19 protein-coding genes are annotated in these 16504 nt (G+C 66.7%); 13 read left to right on the top strand and 6 right to left on the bottom strand.

Annotation, left to right across the window (positions count from 1 at the left end; translation table 11 throughout):
- The first annotated feature begins 114 nt into the window (after window positions 1-114).
- The 4 genes from FLQ03_RS00550 to FLQ03_RS00565 all read left to right on the top strand — a co-directional run bounded on the left by FLQ03_RS00550 (window position 115) and on the right by FLQ03_RS00565 (window position 3006).
- On the top strand, window positions 115-384 hold the full coding sequence (locus tag FLQ03_RS00550) for a PepSY domain-containing protein (RefSeq protein WP_144373509.1): 270 nt from the start codon (window positions 115-117) through the stop codon (window positions 382-384).
- Between the two features lie 64 nt (window positions 385-448).
- Window positions 449-991 (top strand): cytochrome b/b6 domain-containing protein, encoded by a 543-nt coding sequence (locus FLQ03_RS00555; RefSeq protein ID WP_144373510.1) that lies wholly within the window; start codon window positions 449-451, stop codon window positions 989-991.
- 39 nt (window positions 992-1030) lie between these two features.
- Complete coding sequence (locus tag FLQ03_RS00560) at window positions 1031-1693, top strand: response regulator (protein ID WP_144373511.1); 663 nt, start codon at window positions 1031-1033, stop codon at window positions 1691-1693.
- A complete protein-coding gene (locus FLQ03_RS00565; protein WP_144373512.1) occupies window positions 1690-3006 on the top strand; it encodes an ATP-binding protein in 1317 nt (438 codons plus the stop codon). Before FLQ03_RS00560 ends, FLQ03_RS00565 begins: the two co-directional genes overlap by 4 nt.
- A gap of 62 nt (window positions 3007-3068) precedes the next feature.
- Here the strand turns inward: FLQ03_RS00565 and FLQ03_RS00570 are convergent, their stop codons facing one another.
- From FLQ03_RS00570 to FLQ03_RS00580, 3 genes are read right to left on the bottom strand one after another with little or no spacing between them, the layout of a single operon-like run.
- Window positions 3069-3425, bottom strand: coding sequence for a translation initiation factor Sui1 (locus FLQ03_RS00570; protein ID WP_144373513.1), 357 nt, complete (start codon window positions 3423-3425; stop codon window positions 3069-3071).
- A gap of 28 nt (window positions 3426-3453) precedes the next feature.
- Entirely contained in the window at window positions 3454-4419 is a 966-nt protein-coding gene (locus tag FLQ03_RS00575; RefSeq protein WP_240802171.1) for an alpha/beta hydrolase, read from the bottom strand.
- Window positions 4416-5360: a LysR family transcriptional regulator gene (locus tag FLQ03_RS00580; RefSeq protein WP_144373514.1), complete on the bottom strand. Its 945-nt coding sequence runs from the start codon at window positions 5358-5360 to the stop codon at window positions 4416-4418. The genes FLQ03_RS00575 and FLQ03_RS00580 overlap by 4 nt, the downstream gene beginning before the upstream one ends.
- Before the next feature lie 118 nt (window positions 5361-5478).
- On the opposite strand from FLQ03_RS00580, the gene FLQ03_RS00585 reads away from it, so the two are divergent.
- The 6 genes from FLQ03_RS00585 (at window position 5479) to FLQ03_RS00610 (ending at window position 10514) form a co-directional block, all read left to right on the top strand.
- Window positions 5479-6591 (top strand): alkene reductase, encoded by a 1113-nt coding sequence (locus FLQ03_RS00585; protein WP_144373515.1) that lies wholly within the window; start codon window positions 5479-5481, stop codon window positions 6589-6591.
- Window positions 6592-6607: 16 nt separating this feature from the next.
- Complete coding sequence (nfsB, locus tag FLQ03_RS00590; RefSeq protein ID WP_144373516.1) at window positions 6608-7261, top strand: oxygen-insensitive NAD(P)H nitroreductase; 654 nt, start codon at window positions 6608-6610, stop codon at window positions 7259-7261.
- An 86-nt stretch (window positions 7262-7347) separates the two neighbouring features.
- Window positions 7348-7809, top strand: a complete 462-nt coding sequence (locus FLQ03_RS00595; RefSeq protein ID WP_144373517.1) for a VOC family protein — start codon at window positions 7348-7350, stop codon at window positions 7807-7809.
- Window positions 7806-8723, top strand: coding sequence for a glycine betaine ABC transporter substrate-binding protein (locus FLQ03_RS00600; protein WP_144373518.1), 918 nt, complete (start codon window positions 7806-7808; stop codon window positions 8721-8723). The genes FLQ03_RS00595 and FLQ03_RS00600 overlap by 4 nt, the downstream gene beginning before the upstream one ends.
- 43 nt (window positions 8724-8766) lie before the next feature.
- Entirely contained in the window at window positions 8767-9264 is a 498-nt protein-coding gene (locus FLQ03_RS00605; RefSeq protein ID WP_144373519.1) for an Atu1372/SO_1960 family protein, read from the top strand.
- Complete coding sequence (locus tag FLQ03_RS00610) at window positions 9261-10514, top strand: MFS transporter (RefSeq protein WP_144373520.1); 1254 nt, start codon at window positions 9261-9263, stop codon at window positions 10512-10514. Before FLQ03_RS00605 ends, FLQ03_RS00610 begins: the two co-directional genes overlap by 4 nt.
- A gap of 23 nt (window positions 10515-10537) precedes the next feature.
- On the opposite strand, the gene FLQ03_RS00615 is transcribed toward FLQ03_RS00610, so the two are convergent.
- Window positions 10538-11779 (bottom strand): MFS transporter, encoded by a 1242-nt coding sequence (locus tag FLQ03_RS00615; protein ID WP_144373521.1) that lies wholly within the window; start codon window positions 11777-11779, stop codon window positions 10538-10540.
- 240 nt (window positions 11780-12019) lie between these two features.
- Between FLQ03_RS00615 and FLQ03_RS00620 the strand changes: the two genes are divergently transcribed.
- Window positions 12020-12592, top strand: a complete 573-nt coding sequence (locus FLQ03_RS00620; RefSeq protein ID WP_144373522.1) for a hypothetical protein — start codon at window positions 12020-12022, stop codon at window positions 12590-12592.
- A gap of 52 nt (window positions 12593-12644) precedes the next feature.
- On the opposite strand, the gene FLQ03_RS00625 is transcribed toward FLQ03_RS00620, so the two are convergent.
- Window positions 12645-13547, bottom strand: coding sequence for an SMP-30/gluconolactonase/LRE family protein (locus tag FLQ03_RS00625; RefSeq protein ID WP_144373523.1), 903 nt, complete (start codon window positions 13545-13547; stop codon window positions 12645-12647).
- A gap of 152 nt (window positions 13548-13699) precedes the next feature.
- A complete protein-coding gene (locus FLQ03_RS00630) occupies window positions 13700-15076 on the bottom strand; it encodes an esterase-like activity of phytase family protein (protein WP_144373524.1) in 1377 nt (458 codons plus the stop codon).
- A gap of 386 nt (window positions 15077-15462) precedes the next feature.
- Between FLQ03_RS00630 and FLQ03_RS00635 the strand changes: the two genes are divergently transcribed.
- Both FLQ03_RS00635 and FLQ03_RS00640 read left to right on the top strand, forming a co-directional pair.
- Complete coding sequence (locus FLQ03_RS00635; protein ID WP_206210812.1) at window positions 15463-15942, top strand: DUF2199 domain-containing protein; 480 nt, start codon at window positions 15463-15465, stop codon at window positions 15940-15942.
- A gap of 117 nt (window positions 15943-16059) precedes the next feature.
- Window positions 16060-16311 carry a hypothetical protein gene (locus tag FLQ03_RS00640; RefSeq protein WP_144373525.1) on the top strand — a complete coding sequence of 84 codons (252 nt, stop codon included), beginning with the start codon at window positions 16060-16062 and terminating at the stop codon, window positions 16309-16311.
- Window positions 16312-16504: the final 193 nt, after the last annotated feature.

A 16504-nucleotide genomic window follows, 5' to 3' on the forward strand; every position in this document is an offset into this window, starting at 1 on the left:
CCCGCGCTGCGCCACCACGCACACCAATCCGACAGGCATAAGGAGGCGTTAAGGCTGGTTTGCTTTAATCACCCTGTACCTGCACTCCAGCAGGGGTCTACACGGAGCGTCACCATGAAAAAACTGTTTGCTGTTGCCCTGATCGCCGCCTTTGCCTCCAACGTTGCCCTCGCCGGGGCCGAGTGCAAACCCCAGCCGAAAGACAAATGGCAGAAAGAAGCCGACTTCAAGAAAAAACTGACCGCCGAGGGCTACCAGATCAAGAAGTTCAAGGTCTCCGGTAACTGCTACGAGATCTACGGCAAAAACAAGGACGGCAAGAAAGTGGAAATCTACTTCGACCCGGTAAGCGGCGCGCCGGTTAAAACCGACATCGAAGACTAAACGGTCCTGGCCTGGCCTGGCCTGCCGGCCTGCCCGGCAGGCGTTTTTATTGATGGAGATCACCATGGAAAACCTCACCGCTACCCCGCGCCGCCAATACGTGTGGGACCCGCTGGTGCGCCTGTTCCACTGGAGCCTGGTGGCCTGCGTACTGGCCAACTTCCTGCTGCTGGAAGAAGGTGACCCGCCACACCGTTGGGCCGGCTACATGGCCAGCGGCCTGGTGTTGTTCCGCCTGGTGTGGGGCTTTGTCGGCAGCCGGCACGCCCGCTTTGCCAGCTTCTTCCCCACCCCGTCGCGCCTGCGCCACCACCTGCAGCAGCTGCGTGCCGGCACCCTGCCGCACAGCGTTGGCCACAACCCGCTGGGGGCGCTGATGATGCTGGCGCTGATGGCGCTGGTGCTGTCGCTGGGCGCTACCGGCTACCTGATGGGCACCGACACCTACTGGGGCGAAGACTGGCTGGAAGAACTGCACGAAGGCCTGGCCAATACCCTGATGCTGGCCGTAGGCCTGCACGCGGCCGCCGCCATCGTGATGAGCAAGCTGGAAAAGGTGAACCTGGTACGCGCCATGGTCACCGGCTACAAGACCTGGCGCCAGTGACGCAGTACACTGCCGCCATCACCTGCTGACGGATACCCCATGCGCATTCTGATCATCGAAGACGACCCGCTGATCGGCGACGGCCTGCAAGCCGGCCTCACCGCCCTCGGTTTCAGCTGCGACTGGCTGCGCGACGGCAAGCTGGCGCTGCGCGGCCCCGACGCTGCCCCCTACGACGCCGCCATCCTCGACCTGGGCCTGCCCGGCGTGGACGGGCTGGACGTACTGGCCAGCTGGCGCCGCCACGGCCATGCGCTGCCGGTGCTGATCCTGACTGCGCGCGACGCGGTGGACGACCGCATCCGCGGCCTGGACAGCGGTGGCGACGACTACCTGGTGAAACCGTTTGCCCTGGGCGAAGTGGCCGCCCGCCTGCGCGCCCTGCTGCGCCGCCGCAGCGGCCAGGCCGGCCCGCTGCTGCAACACGGCCGCCTCAGCCTGGACCCGGCGGCCCGCCGCGTGCTGCTGGACGGCCAGCCGGTGGAGTTGGCCGCACGCGAGCTGACGCTGCTGGAACTGCTGCTCAACAACAAGGGCCGCGTGCTGAGCCGGGCCCAGATCGAAGAAAAGCTGTACGACTGGGCGCACGAAGTGGAAAGCAACGCGGTGGAAGTCCACATCCACCACCTGCGCAAAAAACTGGGCAGCGAGCTGATCAAGACCCGCCGTGGCCTGGGCTACACGCTGGGGGACGAGGCATGAGCAGCAGCCTGCGCGGCATAGTTGGCCGCCAGCTGCTGAAAACCATCACCCCGCTGTGGCTGCTGGCCTGCCTGCTGGTGGGCCTGCTGGCGCACCACGAAGTGTCCGAGCTGTACGACGAACAACAGCAGCTGTTTGCCCGCCAGCTGTACCACACGCTGCCGCAACTGAAGAACGGCAGCACCGATGTGCAACACGAAGAAAACGCCGACCACCAGGCCGTCGCCATCTGGGATAGCCAGGCGCGACCGCTGGTAGCCGACACCGACGGCATGCAGCTCACGCCGCGCCCCGGCTTTACCGGTTTTGTCACCAGCCTGCACGACCAGGAAATCTGGCGCGTCTATTACTACAGCGGCGCGCAGGGCACCGTGGCGGTGGCGCAGGAAGAAAGCGAACGCTGGGAGCTGATGCGCGGCCTGCTGCTGGCGCAGCTGCTGTGGCTGCTGATCCTGCCGCTGGCCATGCTGGCCATCTGGTGGGCACTGGGGCGCAGCCTGCGCCCGCTGGCCGACATCCGCGCCCAGCTGCAACAGCGCCGCACCGACGACGACAGCCCGCTCTCCACCGACGTGCCCAGCGAAATCCGGCCACTGATCGACGCCATGAATCAGCTGATCGCCCGCGTGGCCAACACGCTGCAGCACGAACGCCGCTTTACTGCCGACGCCGCGCACGAGCTGCGCAGCCCGCTGGCCGGCTTGCGGGTACAGGCCGAACTGGTGCAGCTGCTGGACGACCCGGCGGCACGGCAGGCTGCCATCGGCAAGGTGCTGGCCAGCGTGGACCGCGCCAGCCACCTGGTAGACGAGCTGCTGGCGCTATCGCGGCTGGAGCAGCAACAAACGCTGCCATTTGCGCCGTTATCCTGGCCGGCCATTGCCGAAAACGCCGTGGCCGAAGTGGCCGCCGCGGCAGCACAGCGCGCTACCCGCATCGAGCTGCAACTGGCCACCAGCGGCCCGCTGACCGACGGCGACGCCAGCCTGCTGCAGCTGTTGCTGCGCAACCTGCTGGACAACGCGGTGCGCTACAGCCCGCCCGGCAGCCAGGTGCAATTGCAGATCAGCCCGCAACAGCTGCAAGTGCTGGATAACGGCCCCGGCATCGCCGACGAACACCTGGCGCGCATTGGCGAACGCTTCTACCGCCCGCCGGGGCAAGACGCCAGCGGTAGCGGCCTGGGGCTGTCCATCGTTGGCCGCATCGCCCGCCTGCACGGCCTGCAGCTGGCGTGGCACAACCGGCCGGAAGGCGGGCTGTGCGTAACGCTGCAGCCGGCCCCCGCCATCACGCAGAGCGACAGCCCATAACGGCCAGGCCCCTGTCGGCATGACAGGGGCCTGCTGCGTCGGGATCGCTGCGGCACAGTGCCTCAGCCGCCGCTGCGCTTCACCGTGTAACCCAGCGCGGCCAAGCTGGCCAGCACCGTGTCCACGTGGTCGCCCTGAATCTCGATATCGCCGTCCTTCACCGTGCCACCGCTACCGCAAGCGCTACGCAGCTGCTTGCCCAGCGTGGCCAAGGCATCGGCCGCCAGCGGCACGCCACGTACCAGCGTTACCGTCTTGCCAGCGCGCCCCTTGCGCTGGCAGCTTACCCGCACCACGCCGTCACCAGCCGGTACCGTCTGCGTGCCGCAGCGGCAGGCAGCTTGTGGCTGACGGCAGCCGGGGCACATCTGGCCATGCTCGGTGCTGTACACCAGCCCGCCTTCTTTCCCGTAGCGCATTTTCGCCCCCCTTGTTGAAAGGCCCGCATCACACCACGGGCGGTGCGGTGTGTAAAGCGCTGCCGTTCACAAAGCCGGCCATGCGCCGGTAGGCGTCGGCGCAGGCGTCCGGCACCAGCGCTTCCAGCAGCAGGTAGGCGTGGATCTGGTCGGCAGCGCAGTGGTAATCCACCGCCACGCCGGCGGCGGCCAGCTTGCGGGCGTAGGCCAGGCCCTCGTCGTGCAGCGGGTCGTAGCCGGCGGTGAGAATCTGCGTCGGCACGTGCTGCGCCGACACCTCGCCCAGCAACGGCGACGCCGCCACGCGGTCGCCGCCCAGGCGGAAGTAATGCTCGAAGTACCAGCCGATGCGCTCGGCCTCCAGCAGATAGCCCTGCCCCAGCCGCCGGATGGACGGCTGCGTCAGCGTGTAGTCGACGCTGGGGTAGATCAGCTGCAAGGCCCGAATCGCCAGGCTGGCATCGTGCTGCGCCCACTGCGCCACCGTGGCGGCCAGCGCGGCGCCGCCGGAATCGCCGGCCAGCACCGGCGCGCTATCGGCCAGCCGGGCGCCGCGCGCCAGCAAGGTTGGCCGCACGCCGCGCAGCACGGTGCACACGTCGTGCAGCGCCGCCGGGTACGGGCATTCGGGTGCCAGCCGGTATTCCACCGACACCACCACGTGCTGCGTGGCCTGCGCCAGGCGGCGGCACAGCGGGTCGTAGCTGCTGACGCTGCCGGCCATGTGGCCGCCACCGTGGCAGTACACCAGCAGCGGCAGCGGCGTGTCCGGCGCCGGGTGGTAGGCGCGTACCGGCACCGGGTAGTCGCCGGGCACCATCGCCTCGTGCACCCACGGTAAGGCGGGGCCGGGCGGCACCATGGCGGCGATCAGCCCGGCCAGCGCCTCGCGCGCGCTGATGGGCGTGGTTTGCTGGCCGGCGGCCAACCTTTGGGCCTGAATGGCGTTGACTTGGGCCAGCCAGGTAGCCAGTGCGGGGTGAAGCGTGGTCATGGTGCTCCCTCGGTTGGCGGCGTGGCCGGCTGGCCAGCGCAGTACTGGGTGATGAATTGCTGCAGGCGCTGGCCCAGGTACTGGCGCAAGGCCTGCACCACCGGGTTCAGCTGGCGGCGGTCGGCACACATCATGTGCAGCGGTGCCGGCTCGCCCAGCCATGGCTGGCACAGCGCCACCAGGCGGCCGGCGTGCAGGTCGGGCAGCACGTCCAGCGCCGATTTGTAGACGATACCGTAACCGGCCAGCGCCCAGTGCCGCACTGCGTCGCCGTCGTCCGACACGCGGTTGCCGCTGACCTGCACGCTGTGCGCCACACCATAACGGAAAAACTGCCAGCGCTGGTGCACCTGTTCGCCCAGCTGGAAGCACAGGCAATTGTGCTGGCGCAGATCGTCCGGCTGCTGCGGCACACCGGCCCGCTGCAGGTAGGCCGGCGCCGCGCACAGGATGCGGCGGTTGTCGGCCGCCAGCGGCACCGCAATCAGGCTGGAATCGCCCGGCACCCCGTAACGGATGGCCAGGTCTACCGGCTGGCGGTAGACATCCGCCAGCCGGTCGGACAGCTGCACCCGCAGCGTCACGCCGGGGTGGCGCTGCTGAAAATCGTCCAGCCAGCCCAGCAGCTGATGCCGCCCCAGGTCGGACGGCAACGACAGCTGCAGCGTGCCGTGCAGGCTGCCGTCGCCGGCCAGGGCGTCGCGGCCGGCAGCCAGCGTGGCCAGCGCCTGGCGGCAATGCGCCAGGAACAGCTCGCCTTGCGGCGTCAGGCGCAGGCTGCGGGTAGAGCGCACGAACAGTGCGGCACCCAGCTCGGCTTCCAGCCGCTTCAGCGCCGCGCTGGTGGCCGCCGGGGTCAGGTCCAGCCGCCGCGCCGCCGCCGACAGGCTGCCGGTTTCGCTGGTCAGCACAAAGATTTCCAGATCCTGCAGCGCCTTCATTTTCAAAAATCCTTCACAAGTGCTTGCAATGCAGCGCGGTTTTTCAAATTTTCATGCAAGGCAATGATAGCAGCACCGTTTTCCTGCCCGGCAGGAAACCCTTACCGGAGCGTGCCCCATGCCAGACATTACCTTGTTTTCCCCGCTTGACCACCCGGCCCTGCCGCTGCCCAACCGCATCGTAATGGCGCCGATGACGCGCTGTCGCACCGACCAGCCCGGCGACGTACCAAACGCCCTGATGGCCGAGTACTACGCCCAGCGCGCCAGCGCCGGCCTGATCATCAGCGAGGCCACGCAGATTTCGCGCCAGGGCCAGGGCTACAGTTTTACCCCCGGCATTTACAGCCAGGCGCAGATCGACGGCTGGCGCGGCGTGACCGACGCCGTGCACGCCGCCGGCGGCCGTATCGTGCTGCAACTGTGGCACGTTGGCCGCATGTCGCACCCGGTGTTCCACGACGGCGGCCTGCCGGTGGCGCCGTCGGCACTGCCGCCGCAAGCCCAGGTGTGGGTGGCCGACGCCAACGGCCAGGGCCAGATGCTGGACTGCCCGACACCGCGCGCGCTGGACAGCGGCGAAATTGCCGACATCGTGGCCGACTACCGCCAGGCGGCGCTGAACGCCATGGCCGCCGGTTTCGACGGCGTGGAAATCCACGCCGGCAACGGCTACCTGATCGACCAGTTCCTGCGCAGCACGTCCAACCAGCGCCAGGACCGCTACGGCGGCAGCCGCCGCGCACGGCTGACCTTCCTGCTGGAAGTCTGCCGCGCCGTAGCCGGTGCCGTCGGGGCGGCGCGTACCGGCGTGCGGCTGGCGCCCTACATCACCGCGCGCGGCATGGCCTGCCCGGACATCATCCCCACCATCCTGGAAGCCGCCGTGCAGCTGGACAAGCTGGGCGTGGGCTACCTGCACCTGTCCGAAGCCGACTGGGACGATGCGCCGCAAGTGGACCTGCTGTTCCGCCAGGCGCTACGCCAGCGCTTTGCCGGCACGCTGATCGTGGCCGGCCGTTACGACGCCGCCCGCGCCGAAACCATGCTGGCCAGCAAGCTGGCCAACCTGGTGGCCTTTGGCCGCCCCTTCATCGCCAACCCCGACCTGCCGGCCCGGCTGCAACACGGCTGGCCGCTGGCCGACTTCGACCCCGCCGCGCTGTTTGGCGGCCAGGCCGACGGCTACACCCGCTACCCGCCCTATACCCCGCCTGCCAACCAGGCCTGACCACGAGAACCACACCATGGACATCACCCCTTACCTGTACCGCCGCCATACCACCAAAGCCTTCGACCCCGAGCGCCGGCTGGACGCCGCGCAGCTGGCGCAAATCGAAACCCTGCTGCGCTACAGCCCTTCGTCCACCAACGCCCAGCCGTGGCACTTCATCCTGGCCGGCAGCGACGAGGGCAAGGCGCGCATCGCGCAGGCCACCCAGGGCTTTTACAGCTTTAACGACGCCAAGATCCGCCGCGCCTCGCACGTGGTGGTGCTGTGCACCCGCGCCCAGATCGACGACAGCCACCTGCTACAGGTACTGGCACAAGAAGACCAGGACGGCCGCTTTGCCAACGCCGAGGCGCGCGAAGGCCAACACCGGGGCCGCAGCCACTTCGTCAACGCCCACCGCTTCCAGCTGCGCGACAGCGTGCACTGGATGGAAAAGCAGGTGTACCTGGCGCTGGGCATGCTGCTACTGGGCGTGGCTGCAATGGAGATCGACGCCTGCCCGATCGAGGGCTTCGACGCGGTGGCGCTGGAGGAGGCGCTGGGCCTGCGCCAGCACGGGCTGGTGCCGTCGGTGATCGTGGCGCTGGGCTACCGCGCTGCCGACGACTTCAACGCCGCGCTGCCCAAATCGCGGCTGCCGGCCGACAGCGTGATCACCCGGCTGTAAGCCCCCCTCTTTTGCCCGAGCCCGGCACCGGGCCGGGCGCCCTGCCGGGTGCGTGCTGCGTGCCCGGCCACTCACAGGAGTCTGTCATGAGCATCCAGCGACTGGATCATTTCACCTTGCGTACCCCGGCAGTAGCGGCCACCGTCGCCTTCTATCAGCACGTGATCGGGCTGGCCCCCGGCCCGCGCCCGGCCTTCCGCTTTCCCGGCGCCTGGCTGTACGCCGGCAGCCAGCCAGTACTGCACATCGCCGAAGTGGGCGACAAGCAAGACCAGCTGGAAGCCTATCTGGGCAGCCGCGACACCGGCAGTGGCAGTGGCAGTGGCTGCCTGGACCACGTATCGCTGGGTGGCAGCGAGCTGGCTGCCACCCAGCAGCACCTGCTGGCGCTGGGCCAACCGTTCCGCGAACGCGTGGTACCGGAAATCAACGAACACCAGCTGTTCCTGCAAGACCCCAATGGCGTCACCATCGAGCTGATCTTCCCCTGCTCGCCCGACGACCGCATCGTCGGCGAACCGATGCCGCAGCTGGAGATCGCGCCATGAAGCCGCCACGCCGCCTGCCGGCTGCCAGCCGCCGCCAGTGGCTGAAGCTGGCCGCCACCACCGCCCTGCTGCCGGCGCTGCCGCTGGCCGCCGCCGAGACCCCGCCGCTGCGGCTGGGCGTGACCGACCTCAGTTTCCACCGCGCCACCGCCGCCGTGGTGGTGGCAGTGCTCACCCGGCTGGGCTACCGCGTACAGCGCAGCTACGCGCTGCACGAGGCCAACTTCGAGCGCCTGCGCAACGGCGACATCGACCTGCTGGCCTCGGCCTGGCTGCCGTACAGCCACGGCGTGTACCAGAACCGCGTGCACGAAGTAGTCATCACCCGCGAGCTGGGCCTGCACTACCAGCCGTACGCGCTGTGGGGCGTGCCCGACTACGTACCAGCCGACGTGGTCGGTAGCGTGGCCGACCTGCTGAAGCCCGAGGTGCGCCAGCGCATGACGCCGCTGATCCAGGGCATCGGCCCCGGCGCCGGCATTACCCGTTTTTCGCTGCGCATGATGGACGAGTACGGCCTGAGCGCCGCCGGCTACCGCTTCCAGACCGGGACCCAGCAGCAATGCTTCGACACCTTCGAGCAAGCGGTAGCGGCGCAGCGGTGGGTGGTGGTGCCGCTGTGGCACCCGCAGTTCCTGCACGCGCGCTACCGCATCCGCGAGCTGCAAGACCCGAAAGGCCTGCTGGGCGGCACCGACCGCGCCGTACTGCTGGCGCGCAGCGACCGCCTGTCGCGGCTGACCCCGGCCCAGCTACAGGTGCTGGACAACATCCGGCTGGATAACCGCATCGTGGCCACGCTGGATTACGCCATCAACCGCGAAGGGCAAAGCGAAGACCAGGCCGCAGAAGCCTGGCTGGCCGCCCACCCCGACACCCTGGCCGGCTGGCTGCGGCCAACCCTGGGCAGCTAAGGCCTTAGCCCGCAACACCACACAGAAGAAACAGGAGGAGAACATGCCACATTCCGTCCCCACCCCCGAGGCCCGTCTGGCAGCGATGGGGCTGACCCTGCCCAGCCCGGCGCCGGCGCTGGGCAACTACGTGCCCTGGTGCATTGTGGAGCGCACTTTCATGACCTCGGGCCAGTTCCCCTGGCGCGACGGCCAGCTGCTGTACCGCGGCCGCCTGGGCCAGGAGCTGGACATCGACCAGGGCTATGCCGCCTGCCAGCTGGCGGCGCTGAACGCCATCGCCCAGCTGAAACAGGCGGTGGGCGAGCTGAGCCGCGTGCGCCGCATCTTCCGGCTGGAGGGCGTGCTGAACGTGGCCGAGGGCTACACCGAGCACCCACGTGCGCTGGATGGCGCCTCGGACCTGCTGGCCGCCGTGTTCGGCGAACAGGGCCGCCACACCCGCATGATCTGGAGTAACCCGGTAATGCCGATGGACGGCTTTTGCCTGGTGTACCTGTTTGCCCACGTCGACACCGCCGTTGCAGGAGACGCCGCATGAACGCCACATCACGCCTGTTTGTTGCCAGCTGTCTTTCCATCATGGTGACGTCGATGATCTTTTCCATCCGTGCCGACATCCTGCAACCGGTGGCGGCCGACTACGGGCTGAACAACGCCCTGATCGGCCTGACCATGTCGTCGGTGTTCTGGGGTTTTACCCTGGGCATCCTGGTATGCGGCCTGATCGTGGACGTAGTGGGCATGAAGCGGCTGCACCTGCTGTCTGGCGCCGGCTACCTGGGCGGCATCGCGCTGATTTTGCTGGCGCCGGTGCCGGCGGCGGCCAACCCTGACGGCAGCCTGTTTGCCAGCACCGGCAGCACCGTGCTGTACCTGGGCTTTTTGCTGACCGGCATCGCCCAGGGCGTGGTGGAGGGCGTCACCAACCCGCTGGTGGCCACGCTGTACCGCCACGACAAGCGCCGCATGCTGCACAAGCTACACGCCTGGTGGCCATGCGGCCTGATCTTGGGCGGGCTGGTAGCCTGGGGCATGGGCCAGCTGGGTCTTGGCTGGCAGCTGCGGCTGCTCAGCGTGGCGGTGCCGGTGGTGGCCTACCTGCTGCTGATCGCCCCGCTGCACTACCCGCCTACCGAACGGGTCAGCGCCAGTGTCAGCACCGGGCAGATGCTGGCCGAAACGCGCCGCCCGCTGTTCCTGCTGCTGTTCGCGCTGATGTGGCTGACCGCCGCCACCGAGCTGGCACCGGACCAGTGGTTTGCCAAGATCATGGCCGACCTGCTGCCGGCGCTGGGTAGCAATACCATCCTGTTCCTGGTGTATACCGCCGGCCTGATGTTCGTGCTGCGCCAGTACGCCGCCGGCTGGCTGTTCCAGCGCCTGTCGCCGTACGCCATCCTCACCTGCAGCGCGCTGCTGTCGCTGGCGGGCTTGGCCACACTGGGGCATTTGTCGGCCGATGCAGCCTGGGCCGGTAGCGCCGCCTTGTTGGGCGCTACGCTGTTCGGTGTGGGCAAGACCTTCTTCTGGCCCACCATGCTGGCCATCACCAGCGAGCAGTTTCCGCGTGGCGGCGCGCTGCTGCTGAACCTGATGGGCGGCGCCGGCATGCTGTCGGTGATGGTGGCGCTGCCGGTGGTGGGGCAAATGATGGATAGCAGCGACACCGCCACCGCGCTGCGCCAGCTCAGCCTGCTGCCGGCCATCCTCAGCGTGGTGTTTGCCGTGCTGTGGTGGCAGCAACGCCAGCGCGGCGGTTACGCGGTGCAGGCCCTGCCGCACGACTAGGGCCCTACCCTGACCCGGCCGGCTTAGCCCGGCCGGGCTTCCAGCGTGTCACGCTGCGCCAACGACGGGAACCAGCGCATCCACAGCACCACCACCAGCAGCGTACCGGCACCGCCCAGCACCACCGCCGGCACGGTACCGAACAGGTGGGCGGTCACGCCGGATTCGAACTCGCCCAGCTGGTTGGAGGCGCCGATAAACAGCGAGTTGACGGCATTGACGCGGCCGCGCATGTCGTCCGGCGTTTCCAGCTGAACCAGCGTGCCGCGGATCACCACGCTGATGATGTCGGACGCGCCCAGTACCATCAGCGCCGCCAGCGACAGTAAAAAGTGGGTGGACAAACCAAAGCCGATGGTGGCCAGGCCAAACACCGCCACCGACGCAAACAGCGTGCGGCCAACCTTGCGCTGTACCGGGTGGCGCATCAGCCAGACCGACATCGCCAGCGCGCCCACCGCCGGCGCCGCGCGCAGCAGGCCCAGGCCCCACGGGCCGGTGTGCAGGATGTCGGCGGCAAACACCGGCAGCAAGGCCACCGCGCCGCCCAGCAGCACGGCAAACAGGTCCAACGAGATGGCCCCCAGAATATCCGGCCGGCTGCGGATAAAGCGGATACCCGCCAGCAGCGAATCCATGCTCACCTTGCGGCTGTCAGCCACGTGCGGCGGCAGCGGCAGGCCCAGCACCAGCACCACGCCGGCCACAAACATCAACGTATTCAGACCGTAGGTAAGCGGCGCGCCAAAGGCAAACAGCAGGCCGCCCAGCGCCGGCGCCACGATGGTAGCCATCTCGTTGGCCGAGGCCGCCGCCGCTACCGCCTGCGGCAGCAAGGCGGGCGGCACGATATTGGGCAGGATGGACTGCATGGTGGGCATGTCGAAGGCGCGGCAAGTGCCGATCAGCAACGACAGGCCGAAGATCAGCTCGCGGCTGACCGCCAGGCCCACGCCACTATTGGCCATCAGCATGGTGGCTGCCGCCAGCGCCTGCAGCAGCATGCTGATGGCCACGATGCGCTGGCGCGGGTAGCGGTCGGCCACCGTACCGGTAACCAGCACCAGCAAGATGCGCGGCAGGAACTGCAGCAGCCCCACCAGGCCCAGGTCCAGCGCGCTGCCGGTAAGGGTGTACATCTGCCAGCCTACCGCCACCCCCATGATCTGGAAGCCACCGGTCAGCAGCAGGCGCGCGGTCCAGAAATGCCAGAACGGGCGATGGTGACGCAAGGACAACACGGGGGACGACGCAGGGCTGGACATGGCAAGGGCAACAAAAGGAAAGACCTGACAGGCTACGCCGACGGGCGCCATCGCACCAGTAGGGATGACCGCACGCTACGTTCAACACCAGCCAAATTTATACGCATCGAATGCCATCATCACTTCAATAAGCCTTCTGCGTGAGGGTGCCACTTCGTTAATAACGTCGTAACGGCCCGCCTAAGCTGGGCGCGGGCAAGCAACCACTTGCCCGTTTCTCAACCCGACAGGACCCGAACCATGAAGACAAGCTGCTTTGCCCTGCTGCTGGCCACCCTGGCCCTGCCCGCCGCTGCCGATACCGCCATCGACAGCCACACGCTACGGCGCGATATCGTCGGCAAGTGGGCCAGCGTGGCGCCCGAAGCCTACGACAAGGTTTACGTCACCCGCCAGTTCATCATCACCGCCAAACGCTGGGGCGTGCTGTTCAAGGTGTACGCCGATGCCGCCGCCACCCAGCCGCTGTTCCACCTGAACGTGGGTGGCCCTTACCTGCTGGGCGCCAGCGCGGTGAAAGTACCCGACGCCATCGAAGGCATCTTCCCGGCCGACATCCGCATGCTGATCGCCGACTCGCCCGCCGGCGTGCAGCTGTTTGCCGACCAGGGCTGCCGCCTGCGACAAGGCCAGCCGCTACCGCTGGTGCAACAAGGCTGCGGCTTTGTACCCAGCCTGATGCAGAACATGGGCGAATACGACCTGGTAGCCATCAGAAACGGCCAGTTGTTTTTTGGTGACCGCAGCGGTGACCTGAGCAAAGCCCGCCCGGACAAGCTTACGCCCTACCCGCTGCGCCGCCTGCCCAGATAAGCGCTAACGATGCCCCACCCCGGCCGCCGCCACGCGGCCGGGGCCACGGCGGCTAACGCAGCCAGGCACCAAAGCCGGGCAGCTGCAACAGACGGCCGCTGCCGCGTTCGGTCACCGTCACATCGCCAGCCGGCACCGCCGCCCCGCGCCACAGTTGCACCGAAGTCGGCTGCGTCACACGCGCCTCGCGCAGCAGTTGGCCGCTTTCGCTGACGTGCACAACACGGTTACCCAGAAACTCCGCCACCACCACACCGTCGCTACTCAGCGCAAAGTCGTCCAGAAACCACCACGAGCTGAACAGCACCACGCCGTCCTGCGGCCCGGCGGCGCCCAGCGTATAACGACGCAGCTGCGACAGCCCGGCGTAGGTAAGCGGGTTCAGTGACACGTACAGGCGCTGGCCGTCCACCTTCAGGCCGTTGGGCTTGTTCAGCACGTAGCGGTAATACACCGACTGCCCATCCACCGCGCCGTGGGCATTCACCGTAAAGCGCAGCAACTTGCCCGGCAGCAGCGGCGCGCCGCTATCGGCCAGCAACAGGCTGCCATCCGGCAGCGTGGCCATGCCGTTGGGCAACACCACGTCGGTGGGGTTGAACATCTCCTCCAGCTCGCCCGCCGGGTCGGCCAGGTTCAGCACGAACAGCCGCTTGGTGGCCAGCGGGTTCAGTATGTTGTCGGTGCACACCGTGTACAGCCGGCCCTGGCGCTCGGTCATGCCCAGAAAATAGCACTGGTGCGCCTGCCCGTTCAGCAGCCGTGCCGTCAGCCGCTGCTTGCTATACGCCCGCCCGTCGAAATGCCCCTCGAACACGCCGTTTTCACCACTGACAAACCAGCGGCCAGACTGCGTCAGCAGCTGGTTTTCTGCCGACTGCACGCCGTCCAGCAGCGGCACGGCGGCCTGTACCGCCAGCGGCAGTAGGCCCAGTAAAGCCAGTATCTTTTTCATGGTGTTGCCCTCGTGAAATCCGGCACCCGCCCGGCGAAGCAACACCCTGTCATGTTTGCGGCCAACGTTAAAAGGCCTGCGGCGGGAATGAGGGCGGCGCACGCAACAAGGGCCGGGCTGCTGGCAGCCCGGCCCTTGCACCTGACACCGGCTTAACGCGCGTCGATCAGCGGCTGGATGTCCAGCAGCGTCAGCTCGTTGTCGTCCGGTTTACCCAGCTGGCGGCCGGACGAGTACGGGAAGTTGTTGTCGTTTACCAGCACGATGTGGTGACCATCCACCACTACCAGCCCTTCCGGCCCCAGGTGCGGCAGGCCGAAGCGGCCGTTGGCGTCGCTGTAGCGTGACAGGCGCTTGGGGTCGGCAATGCGGGTCAGGTCGATATAGGCCACCTTCTTCACAAAGCCATCGGCGTCGGCCTGCGCCAGGTCGATCTTGTACACGCGCTTGAAGGCCGCCGGCTTGTTGAAGCAGTCGGTGCGCGTCATCTCGCCGGGGCACACCTGGCCCAAGCCCTCGCTGCTGTCGTCGCGCTCGATCAGCAGGCCGGTGCTGGCGTCCAGCAGCTGGAAGTCGGCCATCACGTTGCCGTCCTGCTCGAACGGGTACTTCCACTGCTTGCCGGTGTAGCGGCCAGCCGCCACGTCAAACTCGAAGATACGGGTGAAGGTCTTGCCGTTGGCCGCACGCTCGAAGCCCTTGCTGGCGGCGTCAAAAGCCGGCCATTCCAGCGCCGGGTACAGCTTGCTGCCGTCCGGCGCTTTGGCCATCGGCTCGAAGCCGCCGGAGCGGCGCACGTTCCAGCTGCCAATGCTGTCGCTAGGCAGGTTGCCCAGGCGGCCGTTCAGGTAGTGGTCCGGCGAGCGGTAGGCCACGTCGCCTACCTTGGTCTCGTACACCGCCAGCACCTTGCCGTCCAGGTCGGCGCGGATCAGGTAGGGGCCGAACTCGTCGCCGATCCACATCTCCTTGCCCACCAGCTGCAGCGACTCCACGTCGAAATCGACACCGGTGAGGTAGCGCTGGGCGCTGGCTTCGTTCTGGATGGCAAACGGCACCTTGCGGTCCGAGTCGTGCAGGAAGATCGTCCGCTGCAGCGCGGTACTGCCCTTGGCCCAGTCCACCGCCACGCGGTGCACCATCAGCAGCGCGTCCTGCGAGTTGATCTTGTTGCCAAAGCCGTTATCGGTGAGCGTCAGGTAGTGGTTGCGGTCCAGCATGGCGATGCCGGAAAAGCCCTGTACCGCCTGCCCCTTTACCGGCAGCGCCCCACCCGACGCACGCGGGTATTTGGGGTCGCCCACAAAGGTGTTGGCCGCTTCCGACCCCAGCACCTCGTTACGCACGCGCTTGCCGTTGGCAAACTTGCCCGAGGTGGCAAAAAAGGCGCCTGCGTCTGCCGGCGGCGTGGCCACGGTATTGAACGGCACCACGGCGTGGCCGGCCAGCGTGGCCTCCACCGCCTGCTGCGCGTGGGCAGCGGTAGCACAACACGCCAGGGCCAGCGTCAGGCTAAACAGGGGTTTCATTGCAGACAGCTCCGGTAACAAAAAAGGAAGCCGCTACGGTAAGACGCCACGGTGACGACAGCATGACGCGGGTGTGAAAGGCGCAAGACAGGCAGATGCGTTGTAACAGCGCGGCAAACGACAAGGTTGGCCGCAAGACCGGTAGGCAGACATCGCTGACGATCATCAGGCAGCGTTTTTTCTGGATATGCCGAGAGCTTGGCAAAGCGGGGTCTGGCAACAGGCGGCCCGCCATGTCATTGCCAGTGGCCATGCTACGCCAATATCATGGCATGCCAAACCCGTCCACCCCAATGTAGGCGCGCTAAGCGCGTTCTCTTACACATCAGGTTTCCACGCCCAATATGGCTGCCATCTTTGCTTTCACATGCACCTGCTGCAACTAGATCCACGAAGGGTCACCGTCGTATGCGTTTAACGCGCCGGATCACTACGCCTGCCTCAATGAGGTAGAAAAGGCATCGATGGGCCATCTGGATGACGATTTGTGCATGATCAAGCACGACGAAGGTTGCGATTATTTCATTCGGGCACTGCTGGAAGTGCCCATACACGGGGTAAAAGAACCGTTTTTGTGGGGGCTGTGGGTATCGGTCTCGCAGCGGAGTTTCGAACGCTATGTTGAAACCTTCGACAACCCGGTGGCCGGGGACTGTTTCTTCGGCTGGGTATGCAATGCCGTACCCTGGTACCCGGCGGCGGGCGAGCTGGCAAGCGATGTCGTGGTGCAGGCTGACGGCCAACGCCCGCTGCTGTTCCTGCATCAGGATGGCGAAAACGATCACCCTCTGATCGTCGATCAAAAACAGGGCATCAGCATTGCCAAAGCGCAGCAGATTGCCGAGTTCCTGCTGCACGCCAGCTAAACCAGTTTGCCACCGTATCTGCTTACCGTTGCCACTCGCGCGGCCAACGGACCAAGCCAGACAAGCTTGCCTTGCCATGGCATGCCCCGGATAAGTGACAACTCGCAGGAGCACAACATGATTCAACGCCATATCGTTCTGATGAACATCCAGGATGCACGAGAGCAGCTCGAGGCCATCGAGAAATCGCTACTTGCCCCTGATTACGAAGAAATCGAACTGAAACTCGACCTGGCACATGCGTATCACCACCTTAACTACGCATGGAACATCCGCAACGAACCCGACGCCGTGCTGGAGCGCCACGCTGACGAGGACTTCGCCAGATGGTGCCGATACCCGAGTGACGACATCAAAGCCTACCCATAGCACCACCCTAACGGCGTGTTACCGTCACAGAGCGCATCCCCCTGCGGCAAGATGCGCCGCAGGCTTGCCCAGGCTAGCGGTGCCCTAACCGAATCCATCAATGAGCGCGTAGGATGGGTGAATCGCCCTCACTTTCCTAGATACCTCGTGAGCCTCACACTAGGCCCTACAAGGAGGTGTCATGAGCAAGCCG

Source organism: Vogesella urethralis (assembly GCF_007644045.2).
GTDB lineage: Bacteria > Pseudomonadota > Gammaproteobacteria > Burkholderiales > Chromobacteriaceae > Vogesella > Vogesella urethralis.

What these genes read in the sequence shown, in the direction of transcription:
- FLQ03_RS00585 (WP_144373515.1), top strand. Translation starts at nt 5,479, where the DNA reads ATGCCAGACATTACCTTGTTTTCCCCGCTTGACCACCCGGCCCTGCCG.
- FLQ03_RS00580 (WP_144373514.1), bottom strand. Translation starts at nt 5,360, where the DNA reads ATGAAGGCGCTGCAGGATCTGGAAATCTTTGTGCTGACCAGCGAAACC.
- FLQ03_RS00550 (WP_144373509.1), top strand. Translation starts at nt 115, where the DNA reads ATGAAAAAACTGTTTGCTGTTGCCCTGATCGCCGCCTTTGCCTCCAAC.
- FLQ03_RS00555 (WP_144373510.1), top strand. Translation starts at nt 449, where the DNA reads ATGGAAAACCTCACCGCTACCCCGCGCCGCCAATACGTGTGGGACCCG.
- nfsB (WP_144373516.1), top strand. Translation starts at nt 6,608, where the DNA reads ATGGACATCACCCCTTACCTGTACCGCCGCCATACCACCAAAGCCTTC.
- FLQ03_RS00595 (WP_144373517.1), top strand. Translation starts at nt 7,348, where the DNA reads ATGAGCATCCAGCGACTGGATCATTTCACCTTGCGTACCCCGGCAGTA.
- FLQ03_RS00600 (WP_144373518.1), top strand. Translation starts at nt 7,806, where the DNA reads ATGAAGCCGCCACGCCGCCTGCCGGCTGCCAGCCGCCGCCAGTGGCTG.
- FLQ03_RS00605 (WP_144373519.1), top strand. Translation starts at nt 8,767, where the DNA reads ATGCCACATTCCGTCCCCACCCCCGAGGCCCGTCTGGCAGCGATGGGG.
- FLQ03_RS00565 (WP_144373512.1), top strand. Translation starts at nt 1,690, where the DNA reads ATGAGCAGCAGCCTGCGCGGCATAGTTGGCCGCCAGCTGCTGAAAACC.
- FLQ03_RS00640 (WP_144373525.1), top strand. Translation starts at nt 16,060, where the DNA reads ATGATTCAACGCCATATCGTTCTGATGAACATCCAGGATGCACGAGAG.
- FLQ03_RS00610 (WP_144373520.1), top strand. Translation starts at nt 9,261, where the DNA reads ATGAACGCCACATCACGCCTGTTTGTTGCCAGCTGTCTTTCCATCATG.
- FLQ03_RS00620 (WP_144373522.1), top strand. Translation starts at nt 12,020, where the DNA reads ATGAAGACAAGCTGCTTTGCCCTGCTGCTGGCCACCCTGGCCCTGCCC.
- FLQ03_RS00575 (WP_240802171.1), bottom strand. Translation starts at nt 4,419, where the DNA reads ATGACCACGCTTCACCCCGCACTGGCTACCTGGCTGGCCCAAGTCAAC.
- FLQ03_RS00615 (WP_144373521.1), bottom strand. Translation starts at nt 11,779, where the DNA reads ATGTCCAGCCCTGCGTCGTCCCCCGTGTTGTCCTTGCGTCACCATCGC.
- FLQ03_RS00625 (WP_144373523.1), bottom strand. Translation starts at nt 13,547, where the DNA reads ATGAAAAAGATACTGGCTTTACTGGGCCTACTGCCGCTGGCGGTACAG.
- FLQ03_RS00570 (WP_144373513.1), bottom strand. Translation starts at nt 3,425, where the DNA reads ATGCGCTACGGGAAAGAAGGCGGGCTGGTGTACAGCACCGAGCATGGC.
- FLQ03_RS00560 (WP_144373511.1), top strand. Translation starts at nt 1,031, where the DNA reads ATGCGCATTCTGATCATCGAAGACGACCCGCTGATCGGCGACGGCCTG.
- FLQ03_RS00630 (WP_144373524.1), bottom strand. Translation starts at nt 15,076, where the DNA reads ATGAAACCCCTGTTTAGCCTGACGCTGGCCCTGGCGTGTTGTGCTACC.